This is a genomic window from Streptomyces sp. YGL11-2 (assembly GCF_050054615.1).
In the GTDB taxonomy this organism is placed as follows: domain Bacteria; phylum Actinomycetota; class Actinomycetes; order Streptomycetales; family Streptomycetaceae; genus Streptomyces.
On sequence record NZ_JBNHIN010000008.1, the window covers coordinates 57134 to 79718 of the forward strand.

The window sequence follows — 22585 nt, forward strand, 5'->3', positions numbered from 1 at the left end:
CGCTGCCCGCGGTATGTCCGCTCCGGGTCAGCCCTGTTGGAAGAGCTCCGCGGGCAGCGGCTTGAGCAGCGCGTAGAGGTCGTCGGTGATCGGGCGGTCCCAGCTGGCGATGGTGACCAGCACGCCGTCACTGCGGTCGAACTGCGCGCAGGAGATGCGGCTCTCGGAGCACTTGATGCGTTTGACGATGAGGAGGTTGTCCTCGTGCATCACGGGGGTGTCCTCGCTCTCGACGACCGTCACCGGCTCGTCGTTGCCGAGCGCCGCGAGCAGCTGGGCCACCTCGAAGGGCACCTGGCCCTCCTCCAGCTCGCGGGCCGGTGAGCCCTCCGGCAGATTGCCGATGATCATCGCGGGGCCGCGCCCGCCGAACAGGTCGTAGCGGAGGAAGACGCCCTGGCAGCTCCCGTCGGGCGCGGGCAGCAGCCCGGCCCCGAGATTGCCGGGCCAGTCCCCGGGGTCCATGGCGAGTACGTCGAAGTCTGGACCGGCGGGCGTGGCGCTACGGCGGCGGAGGAAGGACATGCCGCCATCGTACGTGGCCCGGCCCCGGTAGCCGCGCGGACGTCGGCCGTGACGCGTCGACGGGCGCGGCACCGTCAGCCGGTCGGATTCCCGGGCGTGCCGCCGTGTTGCTCCCGGTGCCGTTGGTGGTGCCGGGCGACCCGGGCGCGGTTGCCGCAGGAGGGCGTGCACCACTCCTGGCGGGGGTGGTCCTTGACGAAGTAGCGCACACAGCGCGGGGCCGGGCAGGCGCACAGCCGTTCGCGGTCCGGACCGTGGAGGAAGGCGATGGCGGCGCGGGCGAGCGCGGCGGTGAGCCGGTCGGCGGCCGGCGGGGAGCCAGCCGGGAGGTCACGCAGTGCGGGCTGTGCGCCCGGCTCCCAGCTGAGCCGGGGTGCGGTCGGGACCCGGGCCGCGGCGGCGCCCACCCCGCCGACCGCCGAGGCGGTACGCGACGAGGTCGAGGCCGGTCACGCGCGGCTCCGCGCCCTGCTCCCGGCCCTCACCGACACCGCCGCCCGCGAGCCCGCCGCACTGCCCGGCCCGCGCCCACGTCCTCTCCCACATCGAGGGCATCGGCCGCGCCATGGCCCGCCAGGCCCGCCACGCGGCGAGCTGATCGCCGTGTACGACGGCGGATTCCCGGCCCGGACCGCCGCCATCGAGGAGGGTTCCCGGCGCGACGCGGCGGCCCTCCGCCAGGCCGTGACGGACACCCTCGCCGAGGCGTCCGCGGCCTGGGCCGCGGTCGGCCCCGCGGACTGGTCACGGCCGGTCGGGTACCGCGACGACGACCTGCGCGGCGCACTGCTGTGCTGGTGGCGGGAGTTGACGATCCATACGGCCGATGCGCTGCTCGGCGACGGCCCCGCTCACTGGCGCCCGGCCCTGTGCCACCACCTCCTGGACCACCTGGCCCCCCGCGCTCCGAAGGACATCCGCCTCGCCCTCGAAGCGACCGACGACGCGGCGCCACCTCCGCCGTACGGACCGGCGGACGCGCCCACGGCGACCGTGCGCGGCACCCTCACCGACCTCGCCGCCTGGCTGGCCGGCCGGGCCCCGCGCGGCCCCCTCCACTGCACCCGCGCGGGAACCGGCTCCCCCCTTCCCGCACTGCGCGACTGGCCCTGAGGCCGGTCCGGCGGCGCCTCAACCACCGCCGGAAGAGGACGAGTTCCACCCCGAGCGGCTCCGCGCGCCCCTCGCCGCCGTCGAACGGCCGGTCCACGCACCGGTCTTGGTGCCGGTCCCGGTACCGGTCGATGGGGGCGAGGGCGTGGCGGGGCTCGTTCGCGCGCCCCACCCGTTTCGCCCTCGCCGACCCCTCCAGCCCTTCTCCATACACTTGACATAATACAGGTGGCCGATAACCCTGGGGGCCTATGGAGGAAGGGAGTTGCATGTCCGAGCAGCCGACAGTACGTACCGCGGAAGGCGTGTTACGAGGGCGTCGCCGGCGGGGGCACGCGGTGTTCCGCGGCATCCCCTACGCCGCACCGCCGGTGGGAGCGCTGCGGTTCGCCGCACCCGCGCCGGTGCCGCGCTGGGACGGGACGCGGGAGGCCGCGGAGTTCGGGCCGGCGGCACCGCAGTCCGGGCCGGTTCGGGCGAGTACGGAAGAGCGCACGGACTGGCTGACGCTCAACGTCTGCACGCCGGACCCGGGTGCGGCGGGGCTGCCGGTGCTGGTGTGGATCCACGGGGGCGCCTATATCGCGGGGACGTCGAGCGACCCGATGTACGACCCCGCGGCGCTGGCCGCGGCGGGACTCGTCGTGGTGAGCGTCAACTACCGGTTGGGCGCCGAGGGTTTCGCCTTCCTCGACGGCGCCCCGGCCAACCGCGGGTTCCTCGACCAGATCGCGGCGCTGCACTGGGTACGGCGGAACATCGCCGCGTTCGGCGGGGACCCCGACCAGGTCACCGTGGCCGGGCAGTCCGCCGGGGCGGGATCCGTCGCCGCCCTGCTGACGATGGAGCCGGTGCGCGGCCTGTTCCGACGCGCCATCGCCCACTCCGTGCCGGGCGGCCACTGCACACCGGCACTGGCGGAGCAGGTCACCGCCGCGCTGGCGGGCCGGCTCGGCACGGCGCCCACCGCCCGGGCCCTCTCCGGCGTCTCCCCCCGGCGCCTGGCCGCGGAACTGACATCGCTCGGCACCGAACTCCCCCGGTATCTGGAGAGTTGGGGACCGATCTCCCGCACCGGTGTGGCCGTCCATCCCGTCGTCGACGGCGAGCTCCTCGCCGTATCGCCCTGGCAGCCGCCGGCCGGTGGCCGAGCCGACGGGATCGAACTCCTCGTGGGCCATACCCGCGACGAGTTCCGGCTGTTCAGCGTGATGAGCGGACGGGCGAAGGGGTTCACCGAGGAGGAGGCCACCACCGCCCTGGAGCTCTTCGCCCCGGCGCCGGACGGTCCGGCCGCCTACCGCGCCGCCCACCCGCAGGCCACCCCCGCGGAACTGCTGGAGACGGTCTACTCGGACGCCGTCTTCCGCATGCCGTCACTGCACCTGGCCCAGGCGAACGCCGCGGCCGGCGGCACCTCGTTCCTCTTCGAGCTGCGGCTGCCGTCCCCGGCCGTCGGAGGCGCCCTGGGGGCCTGCCACGGCCTCGACGTCCCCCTGGCCTTCGGCACGCTGGACAGCCCCACCGGCAGGGATCTCGTCGGCGACCCGCCCGCCCCCGGGGCCCTCGCGGTGTCGCGGGAACTGCACCAGGCGTGGGTGCGTTTCGCCACCACCGGCGACGCCGGCTGGTCCGCCTACACCGCGGACCGGCACCTCACCCGGCTCCTGGACGCCGAACCCACGACCGCGCCCTACCCCGAAGAAGCCTCCCGCCGCATCTGGGACGGCCACGCGCTCGCACCCTTCGCTCCGGCGTAGCAGTGGGCGCGGTGGGAGGGACTTGCCCGATGAGGTGCCCGAAGCGCGACGCGGCAGCGCCGCCGTCCCGCGCTCGTCCGTTGCGCCAGGTCAGGTCAGGTCGAACTCGCCCTCGCGGGCGCCGAGGACGAAGCCGCGCCATTCGGCGGGGGTGAAGATGAGGGCCGGTACGTCCGGACTGCGGCCGTTGCGCATGGCGATATAGCCCTCGATGAACGCGACCTGGACATCGCCGCCCACCCCTTGGCTGCTCGACTGCCATTCAGCGCGCGTCAGGTCGAGTTCGGGCCTGGGCCCGCCCGTGAGCCGCTGGTCGGTGATGCTGTCGGCCACGTAACCGCTCCTCCCGGTCGTCGTCCGGGCCAGCGTAACGACTGCGCCCGGGGACCGACAGGGGACGTCGGGCGGCGGTCCGCGGGCGCGGTCGGACGTCAGCGGGCGGGCGGTTCGGCGCCCACCAGCCACATGGCGAAGAACTGGGAACCGCCTCCGTAGGCATGTCCCAACGCCCTTCGGGCGCCGTCCACTTGGTGCTCACCGGCCTGGCCGCGCACCTGGAGGGCGGCCTCGGCGAAGCGGATCATGCCGGAGGCGCCGATGGGGTTGGTGGACAGGACGCCGCCGGAGGGGTTGACGGGGAGGTCGCCGTCGAGTTCGGTGACGCCGGCCTCGGTGAGCTTCCAGCCCTCGCCCTCCCGGGCGAAACCGAGGTTCTCCAGCCACATCGGCTCGTACCAGGAGAACGGGACGTACATCTCGACGGCGTCGATCTGGCGGCGCGGGTCGGTGATGCCGGCCTGGCGGTAGACGTCGGCGGCGCAGTCCTTGCCGGCCTGCGGGGAGACGAAGTCCTTGCCGGCGAAGAGGGTGGGTTCGCTGCGCATCGCCCCGCCGTGCACCCAGGCCGGCGGGTGCGGGGTGCGGGCGGCGCCGGTGCGGTCGGTGAGGATCATCGCGCAGGCGCCGTCGGAGGACGGGCAGGTCTCGGAGTAGCGGATCGGGTCCCAGAGCATCGGCGAGGACTGGACCTTCTCCAGGGTGAGGTCGTGCTCGTGGAGGTGGGCGTAGGGGTTCTTGAGGGCGTTGCGGCGGTCCTTGTACGCGACGAGGGAGCCGACGGTGTCGGGGGCGCCGGTGCGCCGCATGTACGCGCGGACGTGCGGGGCGAAGAATCCGCCGGCGCCGGCCAGCAGCGGCTGCTGGAAGGGGACGGGGAGGGACAGGCCCCACATGGCGTTGGACTCGGACTGCTTCTCGAAGGCGAGGGTGAGGACCGTGCGGTGCACCCGGGCGGCGACGAGGTTGGCCGCGACCAGGGCGGTGGAGCCGCCGACGGAGCCGGCGGTGTGCACCCGCAGCATCGGCTTGCCGACGGCGCCGAGCGCGTCGGCGAGGTAGAGCTCCGGCATCATCACCCCCTCGAAGAAGTCGGGGGCCTTGCCGATGACCACGGCGTCGATGTCCGCCCAGTGCAACGCGGCGTCATCCAGGGCGCGGCGGGCGGCCTCGCGCACCAGGCCGGCGAGGGAGACGTCGCGGCGGGCGGCGACGTGCCTGGTCTGGCCGATGCCGACGACGGCCACGGGCTCCTTGCTCACTGCCCCTCCTCGGGTTGTCCGCCGGTGTCCGGTCGCGGGTCCCCTTCGAGGACGGCGACCAGGTTCTGCTGGAGGCACGGGCCCGACGTGGCGTGTGCCAGGGCGCGGTCCGACTCGCCGCGCCGGATACGGGCGGCGGCCTCGCCGATCCGGATCAGGCCGGCGGCCATGACGGGGTTGGCGGCGAGCGCGCCGCCGGACGGGTTGATGCGGACGTGCGCGCCCCGCGGCCCGTCGAGGCTCAGCGCGCGGCGCAGGACGACCTCCTGAGAGGCGAACGGGGCGTGCAACTCGGCCGTGTCCACGGGGCGTTCGAAGGCGCCGGCGCGCTCCGCGGCGAGCCGGGTGGACGGGGAGTCGGTCAGGTCGCGGACACCCAGGCTGTGGGCCTCGATGCGGTGGTCCAGGCCGCGGATCCAGGCGGGGCGGTCGGTGAGCCGGCGGGCGGTGTCCCCGGCGGCGAGGACGACGGCCGCGGCGCCGTCGACGACGGGCGGGCAGTCGCCGGTGCGCAGCGGCGCGACCACGTACTCGCCCGGTGGCCGCGCCGGCTCGCCGCGGCGCCGGGCGGCCGTACGGGCCGGCTCGCGCTCGTCGGTCAGTCCGGCGTCGATCAGCGCCCTGGCCTGGAGCGCGGCGAGCGCGACGGAGTCGGGCCACAGCGGGGCGACGTAGTACGGGTCGAGCTGGCGGGTGAGGACCTCGCGGACGTCGCCGGGTGAGGACTTGCCGTACGCGTAGACCAGTGCGGTGTCGGCCTCGCCGGTGAGGATCTTCACCCACGCCTCGTAGAGCGCCCAGGCGCCGTCCATCTCGACATGGGATTCGGAGATCGGCGGCCAGGCGCCGACGCCGTCCAGGGCCATGGTGAAGGAGAAGGCCCGGCCGGCGAGGTAGTCGGAGGATCCGGAGCAGGTGAAGTCGATGTCCCGGGCGCGGAGTCCGGTCTGCGCCAGGACGTCGTGGAGTACCGGCAGCAGCATCTCGACCTCGGAGGTCGCCGCGCTGTCGCGGACGTGCCCGCTCTGTGCGAAGGCGACGACGGCGACGTCCCGCGCCGCGTCCCGGACCGGTTCCCGCGCCGCCGCGCGCGCTGGCTCGGGCATCAGATCAGCTCCTTGTAGCTGTCGTAGTCGGCGTCGGGCTCGCCGGTGGGCCGGTAGTGGTCGGGGTAGCGGGCGCCGTCGGTCCAGACCGGTTCGACGCGCAGCCCCATGCGGACCTGGTCGTACGGGATCCCGCCGATCCGGGCGTGCAGGGCCAGGTCGGCGCCGTCCAGGGCGATGTGGGCGTAGACGTAGGGGACCTCGATGTCGAGGTTGCGGGCCTTGATGTTGACGATGCAGTAGGTGGTGACGGTGCCGCCGGGGCCGACCTCGACCTGGGTACCGGTCGCGACGCCGCAGGTGGGGCAGGCGCCGCGGGGCGGGACGTAGACCTTGCGGCAGGAGGGGCAGCGTTCGCCGATGGTCCGGTGGTCGGCGAGGGCCTGGAGGTAGCGGGACTGGGCGCGGCCGGGCGAGTAGGTGTAGTCGAGCCGGGCCGGGGTGGTGATCCCGGTCAGCGGGTCGTCGAACTCCCCGCTGTGCGGGATGGGTTGATGGACCGTCCGGTCGCCTTCCGCCGGTTCGAAGCAGGCGATGTCGGTGATCGCGCCGGTGCGCTCCGCGGCCCAGCGGATGCGGACCCGCATGCCGGTGCGTACCGCCTCGGGGCCGGGGGCGTCCAGGGCGTGCAGCAGGGCGGTGTCGGCGCCGTCGAGCCGGACCAGGACCCAGGCGAAGGGCGCGGCGAGGGGCTGGCCGCGGCGCGGGGACGGGTTCCACGCCCAGGTGGTGACCGTGCCGCTGGTGCCGACCTCGACCAGGTCGCGGATCTCGTCGGCGGTGACCGGATCGTATTCGACCGGCGGTACGACCACCCGCCCGTCGGTCGCCCGGACCCCGAGCACGCACCGCTCGCGCAGCCCTGTCAGGAAGGCGCTCTGGACGGGGCCCAGCGAGCGGGTGAACGGGAATTCCACGACGAGCGGCGCCGTGAGGACCTCTGACATGCGGACTCCTCGGTCTTGGGGGGTCAGGCGCGCCGGAAGACGGGTGGGCGCTTCTCCGCGAAGGCGCGGGAGCCCTCCTTGGCGTCGGCGGTGTCGAACACGGGCCAGCCGCGGGCGAGTTCGGCGGCGAGCCCGTCGGCCTCGGTCATCCCGGCGGTCTCGTACACGGACGCCTTGACGGCCTCGACGGCGAGCGGGCCGCAGGCGTTGATCCGCTCGGCGATCTCCAGCGCCTTCGGCAACGCGCCGCCGTCGGGCACGACATGGCCGATCAGCCCGATGCGGGCGGCCTCGGGTGCCGGGTACGGCCGCCCGGTGAGCAGCATCTCCAGGGCGTGGGTCCGCGGGATCTGGCGGGCGAGGCGGACGGTGGAGCCGCCGATCGGGAACAGTCCGCGCCGGACCTCGAAGAGCCCGAACGTGGCGCTCTCGCCGGCGACGCGGATGTCGGTGCCCTGGAGGATCTCGGTACCGCCGGCGACGCAGTGGCCCTCGACGGCCGCGATGACCGGCTTGCGCGGACGGTGGTGCCGGAGCATCGCCTTCCAGTGCAGATCGGGGTCGGCGCGCAGCCGGTCGCGGTACCGCTCACCGGCCATTCCGCCGCCGGCGAGCGCCTTGAGGTCCATACCGGCGCAGAAGGCACCGCCGGCGCCGGTCAGCACGATCGACCGGATCCCGTCGTCCTCGTCGGCGGCCAGCCAGCCGTCGTACAGGCCCACCAGCATCGGCAGCGAGAGCGCGTTTTGGGCCTCCGGCCGGTTGAGGGTGAGCACCAGTGTCGCGCCGACGCGCTCCACGGTGAGGTGTTCGGTGCCCTCGGCCCGCTGCGGTCGCGGTGTGGTCGAGGGTCGTTCGGTCCCGCCCATTGCGTCCTCCCGTCTCACGACGAGAACAGGTTGCAGTAGCGGCACGGCGAGTTCAAGGCTTTTCTGACGCGCAGTCAGTTTTCTTGGCCGCGGCCCTTCCCTGCTCCTCCCCGCGGCGCTCTAATGACCGCCGGGCCGCCGTCCGCCGCCGTCCGCACGATCTGGAGGAGACGTGGAGTACAACCTTGCCGACCTCTTCGAATCGATCGTCGACACGGTCCCGGACCGCGAGGCGCTGGTGTACCTCGACCATCCCGGCACCGGCGCGGAGCGGCGGCTGACCTATGCGCAGCTCGACCGCGCCGCCAACCGCCTCGCCCACCACCTCGGCGACCGGGGCATCGGCCCCGGCGACCACGTCGGGCTGCACCTCTACAACGGCGTCGAGTACCTCCAGGCCGTCTACGCCTGCCTGAAGATCCGCGCCGTGCCGGTGAACGTCAACTACCGCTACGTCGAAGAGGAGTTGGTCTATCTCTACCGAGACGCCGACCTGGTGGCGCTGGTCTTCGACGCGGAGTTCACCGAACGGGTCGCCGCCGCCCTGCCGCAGACCACGAAGCTGCGGCACCTCGTCCGGGTCGGCACCCCGCCCCCCGGCGTCCCCGAGCCACGGCTCGCCCCCGTCCCGCTCGCGGACGCCGAGGCGGCCGGCTCGCCGGAGCGCGGCTTCGGCCCCCGCTCCGCCGACGACCGGATCGTCATCTACACCGGCGGCACCACCGGCATGCCCAAGGGCGTGGTGTGGCGCCACGAGGACATCTTCTTCTCCGGGATGGGCGGCGGCGCACCGACCGGAGAGCCGGTCGGGCGCCCCGCCGAACTGGCCGAACGGGTCGCGGCCGGCGGCGACGGCCTCGTCTTCTTCCCGACGCCGCCGCTGATGCACGGCACCTCCACCCTCACCGCGTTCATCGCCTTCCACTTCGGCCAGAAGGTCGTCCTCCACCGCAAGTACGTGCCCGAAGAGGTCCTGCGCACCGTCGAGCGGGAGCGGGTCACCAGCGTCTCGCTGGTCGGTGACGCGATGCTGCGCCCCCTCGTCGACGCGCTCGGCGGGCCCCTCAAGGGGACGGACTGCTCCTCCCTCCTCAGCGTCAGCAGCTCCGGCGCGATCCTCTCCGAGACGGTGCGCGCGCAGTTCCGCGCACTCGTCCCGGACGCGATGCTGCTGAACAACTTCGGCTCCTCCGAGTCCGGCTTCAACGGCACCGCGACGGACGACTCGGGGCCGCGGAACGGATTCCGGCTGAACGTCAACTCCCGTACGGCCGTGGTCGATCCGGTCAGCCGCGAGCCGGTGGCGGTCGGCGAGCCGGGCCGTATCGCGCTGCGCGGCCACGTACCGCTCGGCTACCACAACGACCCCGCCAAGACCGCCGAGACGTTCTTCGAGGCGCACGGCGACCGGTGGGTGCTGCTCGGCGACATGGCGACCGTCGACGCGCAGGGCGTCGTCACCGTCCTGGGCCGCGGCTCGCAGTGCATCAACTCCGGTGGCGAGAAGGTCTATCCGGAGGAGGTCGAGCAGGCCCTGAAGTCCCATCCGGATGTCTACGACGCGCTGGTGGCGGGCGTTCCGGACGAGCGCTGGGGACATCGCGTCGCCGCCGTCGTCCAACTCCGCGACGGGGCGGACGTGCTGGACGCCGCGGGGATCCAGGCCCACTGCCGGGCCCGGCTCGCCGGCTACAAGATCCCGCGCGACGTCGTCTTCACCGACCGCATCCAGCGCTCGCCCAGCGGCAAGGCGGACTACCGCTGGGCGAAGGCCGTGGTGTCGGGCGAGCGGGGGGTGTGAGAGCCGGGGCCGCGACTCAGCCTCCGCAGACCGACCGCAGCGACCGGGCCAGCCCCACCGCGTGCAGGACGTCCAGGTGGTGCCGATGGCCGACCCGCACCGCGGACACCGCGAGCCACGGCACACACCCGGAGCCCGAACGCGCCTGCGGGGACACGGCGATGGCCCGCACCAGCTCGCCGTTGAGGCGGTTGATCTCCTTGCGGACCCGGGCGAGATCCGGCCGGCCGGTCGGCGCCTGCGACGGATCCGCGGCCCACCGGCGGTGCAGCCCCCGCTGCACGACCTTGTTCGCCTCGATCTGGTCCCGGAAGATCCGCACCGTCGCCTCAGGGTCGGCGCCCAGCCGCCGGGCCTGCTGCGACACGGCGTCCAGCACCTCACGCTCGCGCACCGGGTCGTCGATCGGGCTGCCGGTGCCCCACTTCGCCGCGGCCACCGCATCGGCGGTGGCCAGCCGCTCCTCGGAGAGCGCGGCCAGGGACCGCAGCCGGTCGTAGGGGGCGGGCGCCGTGCGGGCGGCCGGAGCGCCGGCGGTCGCGGCCGGGGCGCCGCCGCGGGGCGCCGCGACGGCCCCGCCGGCCCCGGCGAACAGCGCCGCCGCGGTGGCACCGGCGAGCAACGTACGGCGCAGGGAGGAGGTCAGCTGCACGGTCGGCCTTTCTCGTAACTGCGGGAGGCGTGCGGGCAGATGGAGCCTACGGCCCGGTGGGGGTGCGGACGCCACCGGGCCGGCCGACCACCTCCCCTGCCCCACCGTCAGCCCGCGCCGCGGACCCCGCCGGGCACGACGCCACCGCGGCCGGGAACTCCCCCGGCCGCTCCTCGTGGACGGGCTGGCCCGCGCCCTCGAGGGCGGATCGGACGGACACCGCTGCCCCCCGCGCCCGGTATGCCGGCCGGACGTCACCGACCTGCGCCTTCCGTACGCCGCCCAGGGCCGGGACACTGGCCCGAGGCTGCTCGCGGCACGCCCCTTGACGTGGTCGCCGCGCGCTGATTACTTGGATCCGCATGCGGCTACCGAATGATCGGTAGGTACACGAGGCGGTGAGACTCCATGCCACAAGCGGCTGCGGGCAGCGGGACGTCCGGACAGGTCAGGGGGTTCGACGATGCCGAGCGGCTCTCCCCGGACGCCCTGCGCGCACGGCAACTCACCCGGCTGCAGGCCACGTTGCGGCACGCGTACGAGCGCGTCCCCTTCTACCGGGAGTCCTTCGACCGGGCGGGCGTGCGGCCCGAGGACTGCCGCTCGCTGGGTGATCTCGCGCGCTTCCCGTTCACGGTCAAGGACGATCTGCGGGCGCAGTATCCGTTCGGGATGTTCGCCGTCCCCAGGAGCGAGGTACGGCGCATCCACGCGTCGAGCGGCACCACCGGGCGCCCGACGGTCGTCGGCTATACCGAGCGCGATCTGTCGCACTGGGCGGACGTGGTGGCCCGGTCCATCCACGCGGCCGGCGGGCGCCCCGGCCACACCGTCCATATCGCCTACGGATACGGGCTGTTCACCGGCGGGCTGGGCGCGCACTACGGCGCGGAGCGGCTCGGCTGCACGGTCGTGCCGGCGTCCGGCGGGATGACCAGCCGCCAGGTGCAGATCATCCAGGACTTCCGCCCGGAGATCATCATGGTGACGCCCACCTACATGCTGACCCTGCTGGACGAGTTCGAGCGGCAGGGCGTCGACCCCCGCAAGACCTCGCTCCAGGTGGGCATCTTCGGCGCCGAGCCCTGGACGGAGGAGATGCGCCGGGAGATCGAGGAGCGGTTCGCGATCGACGCCGTGGACATCTACGGCCTGTCGGAGGTCATGGGGCCCGGCGTCGCCCAGGAGTGCGTGGAGACCAAGGACGGCCTCCACATCTGGGAGGACCACTTCTACCCGGAGGTCGTCGACCCGATCACCGGCGAGGTGCTGCCGGACGGCGAACACGGCGAACTGGTCTTCACCTCCCTCACCAAAGAGGCCATGCCGGTCGTCCGCTACCGCACCCGGGACCTGACCCGGCTACTGCCCGGCACCGCCCGCCCGGCCTTCCGCCGCATGACGAGGATCACCGGGCGCAGCGACGACATGATCATCCTGCGCGGGGTCAACCTCTTCCCCGCGCAGGTCGAGGAGATCGTGCTGCGCACCCCCGGCGTCGCCCCGCACTTCCAGCTCCGGCTGACCCGCGAGGGCCGGATGGACCGGCTGACCGTACGGGCCGAGGCCCGGCCGGACGCGACTCCCGAGGACCGTACGGCGGCCGCCGGGCGGATCGCCCGGGGCGTGAAGGACGGCATCGGGGTCTCGGTCGCGGTCGAGATCCTCGACCCGGAGACGCTGGAGCGGTCGGTCGGGAAGTTCAAGCGCATCGTGGACGCCCGCCGGGACGGGTGACGTCAGGTCGTCGACGGGTCCCCCTTGATCAGCGCGAAGGGGGCGCCCGCCGGATCCATCAGCATCGCCAGGCGGCCGACACCAGGGGTGTCCATCGGGGCGATGAGCAGCGTGGCGCCGTGCTGGACGGCGGTGTTGAAGGTGGCGTCGCAGTCGGCCACGCCGAAGTACGGGTGCCACTCGGACGTCGAACCGGCGTCCACATGGACCTGCTGGAGCTGCATGATGCCGCCGTGCGCGGTGTCGTCGCCCTGCCCGGCGCCGGGTGCGGAGGCGAGGGTGTAGACCATGTCGCCGCCCATCGGCGCGTCCGTGTAACTCCAGGAGAAGACGGAACCGTAGAAGTCCTTGGCCGCGGCGGCGTCGGTGGTGTACAGCTCCGTCCAGCAGAGGGCGTTCGGCTCCATGACCACGTCCAGGCCCTTGACCTCGCCCGGCTGCCAGACGGCGAAGTCGGCGCCCGTCGGGTCGGTGAGCATGGCCAGCCGGCCGGCGGTGAAGACGTCCATCGGCGCGACCCGGACCCGGCCGCCGGCCTGCTCCACCGCCTTGCAGGTGGCGTTCGCGTCCGCGGTGTGGAAGTACGGCGTCCAGGCCGAACCCGCGCCCTCCTCCGTCAGCGGGCCGACCGCGCCGACCGTCCTGCCGTCGCGCTGGAAGAAGCCGTAGCCGCCGCCGTCCGGGCCGGCCGACTGGAAGGTCCAGCCGAACACCGCGGAGTAGAAGGCCGCGGCGGCGTCGACGTCGGGTGCGCCGAGGTCGAGCCAGTTCGGCGAGCCCGGGACGAAGTGGGTCGTCAACATCAGAGGTGCTCCCATCACGCGGTGGTCAGTGCCGGTTCCCAGCATGGCAGGGGGCACTGACAGCCGCCCTCCGCGCGCCGCTCAGGGAGTGCCGAACCGCTCCCGCAGCTCGCGCTTGAGCACCTTGCCGCTGGCGTTCCGCGGCAGCGCGTCCACGAACACCACCCGCTTGGGGGCCTTGAACGGAGCCAGCCGGGCGCGGGCCGCGGCGATCAGCTCCGCCTCCCCCACCGCGGCGTCGCCGCCGTCCGCTCCGCAGCCGTCCGCGCCGCCGGTGCGCCGGACCACGACCGCGGTCACCGCCTCGATCCAGCGCTCGTCCGGCAGCCCGATGACCGCGACCTCGGCGACCTGCGGATGCTCGTAGAGCACGTCCTCCACCTGGCGCGAGGCGACCAGGACGCCACCGGAGTTGATCACGTCCTTGACCCGGTCGACCACGGTGAAGTAGCCCTCGGCGTCGCGGACGGCCAGGTCCCCGGAGTGGAACCAGCCGCCCCGGAACGCCTCGGCGGTCTCCGCCGGCTTGTCCCAGTAGCCGGTGCACAGCTGCGGCGAGCGGTAGACGACCTCGCCCCGGGTGCCGTCCGGCACCTCCCGGCCGTCCTCGTCGACCACCCGCGCCTCGACGAACAGCACCGGGCGCCCGCAGGAGTCCATCCGGCCCTCGTGCTCGTCGGGGCCCAGGACGGTGGCCAGCGGCCCGATCTCGCTCTGCCCGAAGCAGTTGTAGAACGCGAGTCCGGGAAGCCGGGCGCGCAGCCGCTCCAGGACGGGCACCGGCATGATCGACGCCCCGTAGTACGCCTTGCGGAGCCCGCTCAGCTCCCGGACGGCGAAGCCGGGGTGGCCGGCGAGTGCGATCCAGACCGTCGGCGGGGCGAACAGGCTGTCCGCCAGGCCGGATTCCACCAGGTCGAAGATCCGGTCCGGGTCGGGCCCGTCGAGGATGGTGTTCTCCGCACCGACCGCCAGATAGGGCAGCAGGAACACATGCATCTGCGCGGAGTGGTACAGGGGCAGCGAGTGCACCGGCCGGTCGCTCTCCTTGAGGTCGAGGGCGACGATCGCGCTGGTGTACTCGTGCACCAGCGCGCGGTGGGTCATCATCGCGCCCTTGGGGAGGGCGGTGGTTCCCGAGGTGTAGAGCAACTGGACGAGGGCGTCGCCGGACCCGTCGGCGGTCGGGTCACCGGGATCCTCGGCGGGCTCCTCGTCCGGTGCGCCGCACGCCCCGGCGATCCGCTCCAGCAGCCCGTCGGGCGCGCCGTACAGCGGCAACGCGCGCACCGATTCAGGCAGTTGGTGCGCCAGCGCCGGGTCGGTGAGCACCAGCGTGCTGCCCGACTGGGTCAGGAGGTAGTCCAGGTCCTCGCCGGTGAGGGCGTGGTTGACCGGTACGTGTACCAGTCCGGCGCGGGCGCAGGCCAGGAAGCCGATCAGATACGCGTCGGAGTTGTGCCCGTAGGAGGCCACCCGGTCACCGGCCCGCGGCCCCGCCGCCAGCAGCACCCGGGCCGCGGCGCTGACCGCGGCGTCCAGTTCGCGATAGGTCCAGCTCCGCGCTCCGTAGCGCACCGCCGTGCGCTCCGGCACCCGCCGGGCGCTGCGCCGCAGGACTCCGTCGACCGTGTTGCTCCGCGCTTGCGTCATGCGGCGATCCTGGGGCGCGGCCGGGGGCGGGTCAAGGCACCGGGCGGCGGCGTCGCGCGGTCCGTGCAGCCCGGTTGGGCACGAGGGGTTCCGGATGACCGACCGCTTGGTTCGCTCAACCTTCCTCGCTCTCCCGTCCGTTGGGAGAAGTCATGCGCCCGGCACGGCTACACGGCGCGCTCCCGGCCCGCCCAGTACGGGTCACGGAGCCGCCGCTTGTAGAGCTTTCCGTTGGGGTCGCGGGGCATGGCCTCGGTGAAGTCGACCGAGCGCGGGCGCTTGTAGCCGGCGAGTCGGCGCGCGCAGTGGGCGAGGATCTCGGCGGCGAGCGCGGGCCCGGCCGGGTACCCCTCGGCGGGCTCGACGACCGCCTTGACCTCCTCGCCCCAGTCGTCGTGCGGGATGCCGAAGGCGGCGGCGTCGGCGACGGCGGGGTGGGCGAGGAGCGCCGCTTCGATCTCGGCGGGGTAGATGTTGACCCCGCCGGAGATGATCATGTCGATCTTGCGGTCGCGGAGGAAGAGGTAGCCGTCCTCGTCGAGGAGGCCCAGGTCGCCGACGGTGAAGAAGTCGCCGATGCGGTTCTTCCGGGTCTTGCCCTCGTCCTTGTGGTACGAGAATCCGCCGGTGCTCATCTTCATGTAGACGGTGCCGAGTTGGCCGGCCGGCAGTCGGTTGCCGGCGTCGTCGAAGACGGCGAGTTCGCTGATGGGCCAGGCGCGGCCGACCGTACCGGGCTTCTTCAGCCACTCCTCGGCGGTGGCGAAGGCGCCGCCGCCCTCACTGGCCGCGTAGTACTCCTCGACGCAGCCGCCCCACCACTCGATCATGGCGCGCTTGACGTGGTCGGGGCAGGGCGCGGCGCCGTGCACGGCATGCCGCATCGAGGACACGTCGTACGCCGACCGCACCGCCTCCGGCAGGGCGAGGAGCCGGTGGAACTGGGTCGGGACCATATGGGTGTGGGTGCAGCGGTGCCGGTCGATGGCGCGCAGCATCTCCTCGGGCGTCCACTTGTCCATCAGGACGACGCGGTGGCCGATGTGCAGGGAGGCGCCGGCGAATTGGAGTACGGCCGTGTGGTAGAGCGGTGAGCAGACCAGATGGACGTTGTCGTCGAACGGCCGGATGCCGAAGATGGCGAGGAAGCCGCCCAGGTAGGTCTCCTCGGGGGGCTTGCCGGGCAGCGGGCGGCGGATGCCGCGGGGGCGTCCGGTGGTGCCCGAGGTGTAGTTCATCACCCAGCCGAGGGTCCGTGCGGCGGGCGCGGACTCCGGTTGCCCGCCGAGGAGTTCGGCGTACGGGCGGAAGCCGGCGACGGTTCCGACGGCGTACCGCCGCCCGGCCGGCAGCCCGGCCTCGTCGGCGGCCTGCCGGGCCGCCGCCCCGAACCGCTCGTGGGCGATCAGCACCTTGGCGCCGGAGTCGGCGACGATCCAGGCGATCTCGGGGCCGACCAGGTGGTGGTTGACGGGCACGAGGTAGAAGCCGGCCTGGGAGGCGGCGAGATAGGCGGTGAAGAACTCGACGCCGTTGGGGAGGACGGCGGCGAACGCGTCACCGCGCCCCAGCCCGGCCGCGCGCAGCCCGTGGACGAGCTGGTTGGCGGCGGCGTGCAGCCGGCCGGCGGTCCACTCCTCGCCGTCCGGGGCGATCAGGACGGTCCGGCCGGGGTCGGCGGTGGCCTGGGCCCAGAAGCCGTTGGGGGTGTCGGGCATGGGCGGGTCCTCCTCGGGCGGTGGCGGATCGGCGGGACTACGGGTCAGGCGCGGCCGGCGATGCGGTTGATGCGGTCGATGGCCCGCTCGAAGCCGCGGGTGAGGTCGTCGAAGACGGCCTGGACGCTGCGTTCGCTGGTCATCCGGCCGACGATCTGGCCGACCGGTGTGCCGAGCAGCGGCTCGACCTCGTGCCGCTGGATACGGGAGTTGGCCTCGGCGACCAGCAGCCCCTGGAGCGGCATCGGGAGGGTGCCGGGGCCGTCCGGGCCGTCCCAGGCGTCGGTCCACGCGGTGCGCAGCTGGCGGGCGGGCTTGCCGGTCAGGGCGCGGGAGCGGACGGTGTCGCCGGGTCCGGCGGCGAGCAGTTTCGCGGTCAGCCGCCGGGAGTGCAGATCCGCCTCCTCGGTGGTGAGCCAGATCGAGCCGAGCCACACGCCCTGGGCGCCGAGGGCGAGTCCGGCGGCGATCTGCTCGCCGGTGCCGATGCCGCCGGCGGCCAGCACCGGCAACGGGTGGACGGCGGCGACGACTTCGGGGGTGAGCACCATGGTGGCGATCTCGCCGGTGTGGCCGCCGGCCTCGTAGCCCTGGGCGACGACGACGTCGATCCCGGCGGCCTTGTGGTGCAGCGCGTGCCGGGGACTGCCGGCCAGCGCGGCGACCCGTACGCCGTGGTCGTGGGCGCGCCGGACGACGTCCGGGGGCGGTGGGCCGAGGGCGTTGGCCAGCAGCTTGATCGGGTAGTCGAAGGCGACGTCGAGCTGGGTGCGGGCGACCTGTTCCATCCAGCCGGTGATCCGCCAGCCCGACGCCTCCCCCGGCGCGAGTGGCGGCACGTCGTACTTCGCCAGGATCCCGTCGACGAACCGTCGGTGCCCGGGCGGAATCATCGCCTCCACCTCCACCTCGGTGACGCCCGCCACCTTCGTGGCGGGCATCACGACATCGAGGCCGTAGGGCAGTCCGTCGCTGTGCTCCTGCATCCAGTCCAGGTCGCGGGCCAGTTCACCGGGCGCGGTGTAGCGGACCGCGCCGAGCACCCCGAACCCGCCGGCCCGGGTGATCGCCGCGGCGACCGCGGGAAAGGGTGTGAACCCGAAGACGGCGTGCTCGACTCCCAGCGCGTTGCTCAGCTCCGTCTGCATGGGCGAAGGATGCCGCAGCGGGCCGTACGAGGGAAGAGATTTTCTGATGCCGCGTCAGAAACCGCCAACGGCCCCGGTGCCGGCGGACGGAGCCGCCCTCACCCCTCCTCCAGCACCGCCATCGCCGCGTTGTGCCCCGGGATCCCGCTCACGCCCCCGCCGCGGATCGCGCCCGCGCCGCAGAGCAGGACGTTGGCGTGCCCGGTCGCCACCCCCCAGCGCGCCGGTGCGCTCACCGCGCCGCCCTCCTCGTCGGTGTAAGGGAAGGCCAGTTCGCGGTGGAAGATGTTGCCGCCGGGCAGGCCCAGTTCCCGGTCCAGGTCGAGCGGGCTGCGGGCCTCGATGCAGGGCCGGCCCTCGGCGTCCCGGGCCAGGCAGTCGGCGAGCGGTTCGGCGAGGTGCGCGTCCAGCTGGGCGAGGGTGGCGGCGAGGAGGCGGTCGCGGGTGACCGGCTTGCCGGCGGTGTCGGCGGTGAAGAGCCGGGCGGGGGTGTGCAGGCCGAACAGGGTGAGGGTCTGGTAGCCCTGACGGACCAGGTCCGCGCCCAGGATGGAGGGGTCGGTCAGGGAGTGGCAGTAGATCTCAGAGGGCGGCGCGGCGGGCAGCTCGCCGGCCGCGGCCTGCCGGTGGGCGGTCTCCAACTGGCCGTATCCCTCGGCGATGTGGAAGGTGCCGGAGAAGGCTTCGCGCGGGTCGACGCCGGCGTCCCGGAGCCGGGGCAGCCGGGTGAGCAGCATGTTCACCTTGAGCTGGGCGCCTTCGGCGGGCGGCGGCTCCGACTCGCCCAGCAGCCGGGCCAGTTCCCGGGGGGCCGCGTTGACCAGGACGCGACGGGCCCCGATGGTGCCCTGGTCGCAGGTGACCTCCGCGGTGCGGCCGTCGGTGGCGATGGCGGTCACCGGGCAGCTGGTGACGATCTCGGCGCCGGCCCGGCGGGCGGCGTCGGCCAGCGCGTCGGTGAGGGCGCCCATCCCGCCGATCGGGACGTCCCAGTCGCCGGTGCCGCCGCCGATGACGTGGTAGAGGAAGCAGCGGTTCTGGCGGAGTGACGGGTCGTGGGCGGTGGTGAAGGTGCCGATGAGGGCGTCGGTGAGGACCACCCCGCGGATCAGGTCGTCGTCGAACGTCTCCTCGATCAACTCGCCCAGGGGGCGTGCGAAGAGGGCGTGCCAGGTGGCGTCGTCGTCGATGCGGGCACGCAGCGCGGCGCGGGTGGGCAGCGGTTCGGTGAGGGTGGGGAAGACCCGGCCGGCGAGCCGGTGGGTGGTGTCGTAGAAGCGCTGCCAGGCGTCGAACTCCCGGTCGGATCCGGTGAGTTCGGCGAACGACGCGCGGGTGCGGTCCGGCCCGCCGCCGACCAGCAGACCGGTGGGCCGGCCGCCGCGCACAGTGGGGGTGTACGACGAGACGGTGCGCTTGCGGACGGCGAAGCGCAGCCCGAGGTCCCGCACGATCTTCGGCGGGAGCAGGCTGACGAGGTAGGAGTAGCGGGACAGCCGGGCGTCGACCCCGGCGAAGGCCCGTGTCGACACGGCGGCCCCACCGGTGTGGTCCAGCCGTTCCAGCACCAGCACGCTGCGCCCGGCGCGCGCGAGATAGGCGGCGGCCACCAGTCCGTTGTGGCCGCCGCCGACGATGACCGCGTCATACGAAGTCCGTTCCGGCATGCCCCTTGGTAGCACGCGGTGATCTCGCTCGCCAGGCCCGCGCGGCTGAATGCCTCACATCGGCCGGTGCGTCTTCTTGACCGAATCCGTACGGGCTCCTAGCGTCCGGCCGTGCGCCGCCCCGGAACCGCCCCGACGGCCGATCGACCAGGCCGTCCCACCCACCACGTGAGGTGACCCGTGTCCCATCCGTCGGTATCCCGCATCGGCCGCACCCTCGCCGGACTCACCGCCGTCGCCGCCTGCTCGGCGGGACTGATCTCGGCCACCGCCCCCGCCTCCGCCGCCCGCGCACCCGGGCCCCAGCGCGACGGCCAGTACCCGAACCTGGCCCCGACGCCCCCCATGGGCTGGAACAACTGGTCGTACTACATGTGCAACGTCAACGAGCAGGTGGTCCTGGACAACGCGCGGGCCCTCGTGCGCAGCGGGCTGGTGCACAAGGGCTACCGCACCGTCACCGTCGACGACTGCTGGATGGCCAGGCAGCGCGGCCCCAAGGGCGAACTGGTTCCGGACAGGGCGAAGTTCCCGCACGGTATGGCCTACCTCGGCCAGCAACTCCACAAGCTGGGCCTGAAGTTCGGCATCTACGAGGACGTCGGCACGCTGACCTGCGGCAAGTACCCGGGCAGCCTGGGGCACTTCCCCCAGGACGCCAAGCTGTTCGCGAGCTGGGGGGTCGACTACCTCAAGGCCGACGGCTGCAACGTGCCGGTCGCCAAGGGGCAGAGCAAGGAGCAGGTGTACCACGACCTGTACCGCCAGCAGAGCCGGGCGCTGCGAGCCACCGGACGGCCCATCACCTTCTCCATCTCCGCGCCCGCCTACTTCCAGTACAACGGGGACAAGGTCTGGCACCAGGTCATCGGCTGGTCGGCGCAGTTGGGGAACCTGTGGCGGGGCGGGGCGGACATCGCGGTGCAGCAGAGCACCCCGGCCAAGAAGTGGGCCTCCATCGCCTTCAACTTCCGCTACAACGCCAACCTGGCCGAACTCCAGCGGCCCGGACGCTGGAACGACCCCGACTTCCTGCTGGTCGGTGACGCGGGGCTGTCGCGGGCCGAGATGCAGAGCCAGATGTCGCTGTGGGCGATCATGGCCGCGCCGCTGATCTCCAGTACGGACCTCGGCAAGCTCTCCCCCCAGGCGCGGTCGATCCTGGGCAACCGCGGGATCATCGCCGTCGACCAGGACCCGCTGGGCATCCAGGGGCATATCGTGCAGCAGGACGGCGACGGCGTGGTGCTGTCCAAGCCGCTGAAGAACGGTGACCAGGCGGTCGCACTGTTCAACTCGGGCAAGTCGGCCCGCACGCTGTCCATCGCGGCCGGCGCCACGGGGCTGCCGGAGGCCGGCGCGTACCGGGTGCGGGATCTGGTCACCGGCCGCACCACGCTCACCCGCCGGGACCTGATCGCCCGGAACGTCCCGCCGCACGGCACGGTGCTCTACCGGGTCACCCCGCACTGACGACCCGTCAACCGCCCACTACTGCCGGCGTCGCGCGCGCTCCTGGCGCAGCGCCGCGACCCGGCGGTAGAGGGCCCCGGCCTCGTCCGTGCGCCCCAGTTGCTCCAGGCACTGGGCCTGGTCGCCGCGGCTGGCGAGCGCGTCGAGGTGAGCCGGGCCGAGGACCCGTTCGCGGTCGTCGGCGACCTGGCGGTACACCTCCAGCGCATCGCCCCAGCGCCCGAGCCGGCCGAGCGCCACGGCGGTCTCCCGGCGGCTGGTGAGGGTGTCGGGGTGGTCGGCGCCGAGCACCCGGGCGCGCGCCGCGGTCACCTGGCGGGCCTCGGCCAGCGCCTCCTCCCAGCGGTTCTGGCGGCCGTAGTTGACGCCGAGTCCGTGCCGGGCGCGCAGCGTCTCCGGGTCGTCGGCGCCCTGGGCGCGGGTGCGGGCCGCGACCAGCTCGCGGTAGTGCGTCAGGGCCTCCGCGCTGCGGCCCAGCCGGCCCAGGCAGATGCCGACCTCGTAGCGGGCGGCGAGGGTGTCCGGGTGGTCCGGGCCCAGCGACTCGGCGCGCGCCGCGGCCACCTCCCGGTACGTCCGCAACGCCTCCGGCCAGGCACCCAACTGCCCTGTGACGCTGGCGAGGTGGAAACGGCTCGCCAGGGTGTCCGGGTGGTGGGCGCCGAGCACCCGGGCACGGGCTGCGGCCACCTCGTGGGCGGTGCTCCGGCTGTCCTCCAGCCGGCCCAGCCGGCCCAGGCCGACCGCGAGGTGGTGCCGGCAGTCGAGCGTGTCGGGGTGGTCGGGGCCCAGGGTGCGCTCCCGGCCGGCCAGCACCTCGGTGAAGAGCCGGTGCGCCTCGAAGTGCCGTCCGATTTCGGCCAGTTGCCGGGCGCTCTCCAGACGGTCGGCGAGCGCCGCGAGGGTGGCGTGGTGGCCTTCGACCGGTACCGGCTGGAAGAGCCCGACGGCCGGGGACGACTCGCCGCGCTGCGGGTCGCCGCCGACGGTCCAGGCGTCGGTGAGGACCGCGGCGGCCCGGTCGGGTGCCGGGCGGCGGCGTCCCCGGGCGCCGGCGGCCGGGGAGCCGACGGTGATCCCCTGCGTCCAGGAGGGCAGCCGCGGGGTGGGCACCGTGACGTCCCCGGGCACGCTGCCCGGGCCCCGGACGGTGCGCGGATGGCGGGCGTCGGCGAGCCGCTTGCCCAGCTCGTCGGCGTCCGCGGGGCGGTCGTCCGGCGCCTTGGCGAGCAGGTCCAGCACGATCCGCTCATACGCCTCGGGCAGGTCGGGGCGTACCGCGCGCGGCGGTTCGGGGGCCGTGTCGCGGTGTCCGACGAGCACCGCCCAGGCGTCGCCCTGGGCGAACGGCGGGGCGCCGGTGGCGATCTCGTAGAGCACGCAGCCGAGGGAGTACAGGTCGCTGCGGTGGTCGACGGTGCCGGCGCCGATCTGCTCGGGCGACATGTAGTGCGGGCTGCCCATGGCGACGCCGGTGCCGGTGAGCCGGGCGGTGAAGCCGATGTCGTGGCCGAGGCGGGCGATGCCGAAGTCGCAGATCTTGACCGTGCCGTCGGTGGTGCGGACGATGTTCGCCGGTTTCAGATCGCGGTGGACAATGGCTTGTTCGTGGGTGTACGCGAGCGCCGAGGTGACCTGTTCGGCGATCTCGATGACGTCCGCGACGGGCAGCGGCTGGCGCCGGTTGTCGTCGAGCAGCTGGCTGAGATTGCGGCCGTTCAGCAGCTCCATGACGATGAAGAGGATGCCGCCGTCCTCGCCGAAGTCGTGGACGACGGTGATGCCGCGGTGCTGGAGCGCGGCGGCGACCCGGGCCTCCCGGCGGAAGCGCTCGCGCAGCACCCGCAGGAACCCCGGCTCCTGCCGCTGGCCCATGGGCTTGAGGCACTTGACCGCGACCTGGCGGCCCAGCGACTCGTCACGAGCCCGCCACACCTCCCCCATGCCTCCGCGCCCGATGATGTCGAGCAACCGGTAACGCCCCTGGATCAGTCTGTTCTCCGCCATCCTGAATC

Annotated in this window: 18 protein-coding genes and 1 pseudogene; 5 read left to right on the plus strand and 14 right to left on the minus strand. The window is 73.6% G+C overall.

Annotation, left to right across the window (positions count from 1 at the left end; genetic code table 11):
* Positions 1 to 27 precede the first annotated feature (27 nt).
* Together ACO1BR_RS11670 and ACO1BR_RS11675 are read right to left on the minus strand one after the other, a co-directional pair.
* A complete protein-coding gene (locus tag ACO1BR_RS11670) occupies positions 28 to 525 on the minus strand; it encodes a hypothetical protein (protein ID WP_043263348.1) in 498 nt (165 codons plus the stop codon).
* 74 nt (positions 526 to 599) lie between these two features.
* Positions 600 to 944, minus strand: a pseudogene (locus ACO1BR_RS11675) (CGNR zinc finger domain-containing protein); the annotation flags it as partial.
* A gap of 184 nt (positions 945 to 1128) precedes the next feature.
* On the opposite strand from ACO1BR_RS11675, the gene ACO1BR_RS11680 reads away from it, so the two are divergent.
* Positions 1129 to 1638 carry a maleylpyruvate isomerase family mycothiol-dependent enzyme gene (locus tag ACO1BR_RS11680; RefSeq protein ID WP_426794975.1) on the plus strand — a complete coding sequence of 170 codons (510 nt, stop codon included), beginning with the start codon at positions 1129 to 1131 and terminating at the stop codon, positions 1636 to 1638.
* Between the two features lie 269 nt (positions 1639 to 1907).
* Positions 1908 to 3398 (plus strand): carboxylesterase/lipase family protein, encoded by a 1491-nt coding sequence (locus tag ACO1BR_RS11685; RefSeq protein WP_426794976.1) that lies wholly within the window; start codon positions 1908 to 1910, stop codon positions 3396 to 3398.
* A gap of 90 nt (positions 3399 to 3488) precedes the next feature.
* On the opposite strand, the gene ACO1BR_RS11690 is transcribed toward ACO1BR_RS11685, so the two are convergent.
* The 5 genes from ACO1BR_RS11690 to ACO1BR_RS11710 form a co-directional block, all read right to left on the minus strand.
* Positions 3489 to 3731: a DUF397 domain-containing protein gene (locus ACO1BR_RS11690; protein WP_426794977.1), complete on the minus strand. Its 243-nt coding sequence runs from the start codon at positions 3729 to 3731 to the stop codon at positions 3489 to 3491.
* A 98-nt stretch (positions 3732 to 3829) separates the two neighbouring features.
* On the minus strand, positions 3830 to 4996 hold the full coding sequence (locus ACO1BR_RS11695) for a thiolase domain-containing protein (protein ID WP_426794978.1): 1167 nt from the start codon (positions 4994 to 4996) through the stop codon (positions 3830 to 3832).
* A complete protein-coding gene (locus ACO1BR_RS11700; protein WP_426794979.1) occupies positions 4993 to 6102 on the minus strand; it encodes a thiolase domain-containing protein in 1110 nt (369 codons plus the stop codon). Before ACO1BR_RS11700 ends, ACO1BR_RS11695 begins: the two co-directional genes overlap by 4 nt.
* On the minus strand, positions 6102 to 7049 hold the full coding sequence (locus ACO1BR_RS11705; RefSeq protein ID WP_426794980.1) for a Zn-ribbon domain-containing OB-fold protein: 948 nt from the start codon (positions 7047 to 7049) through the stop codon (positions 6102 to 6104). The genes ACO1BR_RS11700 and ACO1BR_RS11705 overlap by 1 nt, the downstream gene beginning before the upstream one ends.
* A 23-nt stretch (positions 7050 to 7072) precedes the next feature.
* Positions 7073 to 7918, minus strand: a complete 846-nt coding sequence (locus ACO1BR_RS11710) for a crotonase/enoyl-CoA hydratase family protein (protein ID WP_426794981.1) — start codon at positions 7916 to 7918, stop codon at positions 7073 to 7075.
* 172 nt (positions 7919 to 8090) lie between these two features.
* Between ACO1BR_RS11710 and ACO1BR_RS11715 the strand changes: the two genes are divergently transcribed.
* Positions 8091 to 9719 (plus strand): acyl-CoA synthetase, encoded by a 1629-nt coding sequence (locus tag ACO1BR_RS11715; protein WP_426794982.1) that lies wholly within the window; start codon positions 8091 to 8093, stop codon positions 9717 to 9719.
* A gap of 16 nt (positions 9720 to 9735) precedes the next feature.
* Here the strand turns inward: ACO1BR_RS11715 and aroQ are convergent, their stop codons facing one another.
* Positions 9736 to 10371, minus strand: coding sequence for a gamma subclass chorismate mutase AroQ (gene aroQ / locus ACO1BR_RS11720; protein WP_426794983.1), 636 nt, complete (start codon positions 10369 to 10371; stop codon positions 9736 to 9738).
* A 408-nt stretch (positions 10372 to 10779) separates the two neighbouring features.
* Here aroQ and paaK point away from each other — a divergent pair, with 408 nt between their 5' ends.
* Complete coding sequence (paaK, locus tag ACO1BR_RS11725) at positions 10780 to 12108, plus strand: phenylacetate--CoA ligase PaaK (RefSeq protein WP_426794984.1); 1329 nt, start codon at positions 10780 to 10782, stop codon at positions 12106 to 12108.
* Positions 12109 to 12110: 2 nt separating this feature from the next.
* Here paaK and ACO1BR_RS11730 read toward each other — a convergent pair whose 3' ends face one another.
* The 5 genes from ACO1BR_RS11730 to ACO1BR_RS11750 all read right to left on the minus strand — a co-directional run bounded on the left by ACO1BR_RS11730 (position 12111) and on the right by ACO1BR_RS11750 (position 19097).
* A complete protein-coding gene (locus ACO1BR_RS11730; RefSeq protein ID WP_426794985.1) occupies positions 12111 to 12911 on the minus strand; it encodes a VOC family protein in 801 nt (266 codons plus the stop codon).
* 81 nt (positions 12912 to 12992) lie between these two features.
* Positions 12993 to 14564 (minus strand): fatty acyl-CoA synthetase, encoded by a 1572-nt coding sequence (locus tag ACO1BR_RS11735; protein ID WP_426794986.1) that lies wholly within the window; start codon positions 14562 to 14564, stop codon positions 12993 to 12995.
* 167 nt (positions 14565 to 14731) lie between these two features.
* The gene (locus ACO1BR_RS11740) at positions 14732 to 16282 is read right to left on the minus strand and encodes an acyl-CoA synthetase (protein ID WP_426794987.1); all 1551 of its coding nucleotides are present in this window, start codon (positions 16280 to 16282) and stop codon (positions 14732 to 14734) included.
* Between the two features lie 44 nt (positions 16283 to 16326).
* Entirely contained in the window at positions 16327 to 17430 is a 1104-nt protein-coding gene (locus ACO1BR_RS11745) for an NAD(P)H-dependent flavin oxidoreductase (RefSeq protein ID WP_426794988.1), read from the minus strand.
* Positions 17431 to 17528: 98 nt separating this feature from the next.
* Complete coding sequence (locus ACO1BR_RS11750; protein WP_426794989.1) at positions 17529 to 19097, minus strand: phytoene desaturase family protein; 1569 nt, start codon at positions 19095 to 19097, stop codon at positions 17529 to 17531.
* Positions 19098 to 19277: 180 nt separating this feature from the next.
* Here ACO1BR_RS11750 and ACO1BR_RS11755 point away from each other — a divergent pair, with 180 nt between their 5' ends.
* Positions 19278 to 20570 carry a glycoside hydrolase family 27 protein gene (locus ACO1BR_RS11755; protein WP_426794990.1) on the plus strand — a complete coding sequence of 431 codons (1293 nt, stop codon included), beginning with the start codon at positions 19278 to 19280 and terminating at the stop codon, positions 20568 to 20570.
* An 18-nt stretch (positions 20571 to 20588) separates the two neighbouring features.
* On the opposite strand, the gene ACO1BR_RS11760 is transcribed toward ACO1BR_RS11755, so the two are convergent.
* Entirely contained in the window at positions 20589 to 22577 is a 1989-nt protein-coding gene (locus tag ACO1BR_RS11760) for a protein kinase domain-containing protein (RefSeq protein WP_426794991.1), read from the minus strand.
* Positions 22578 to 22585: the final 8 nt, after the last annotated feature.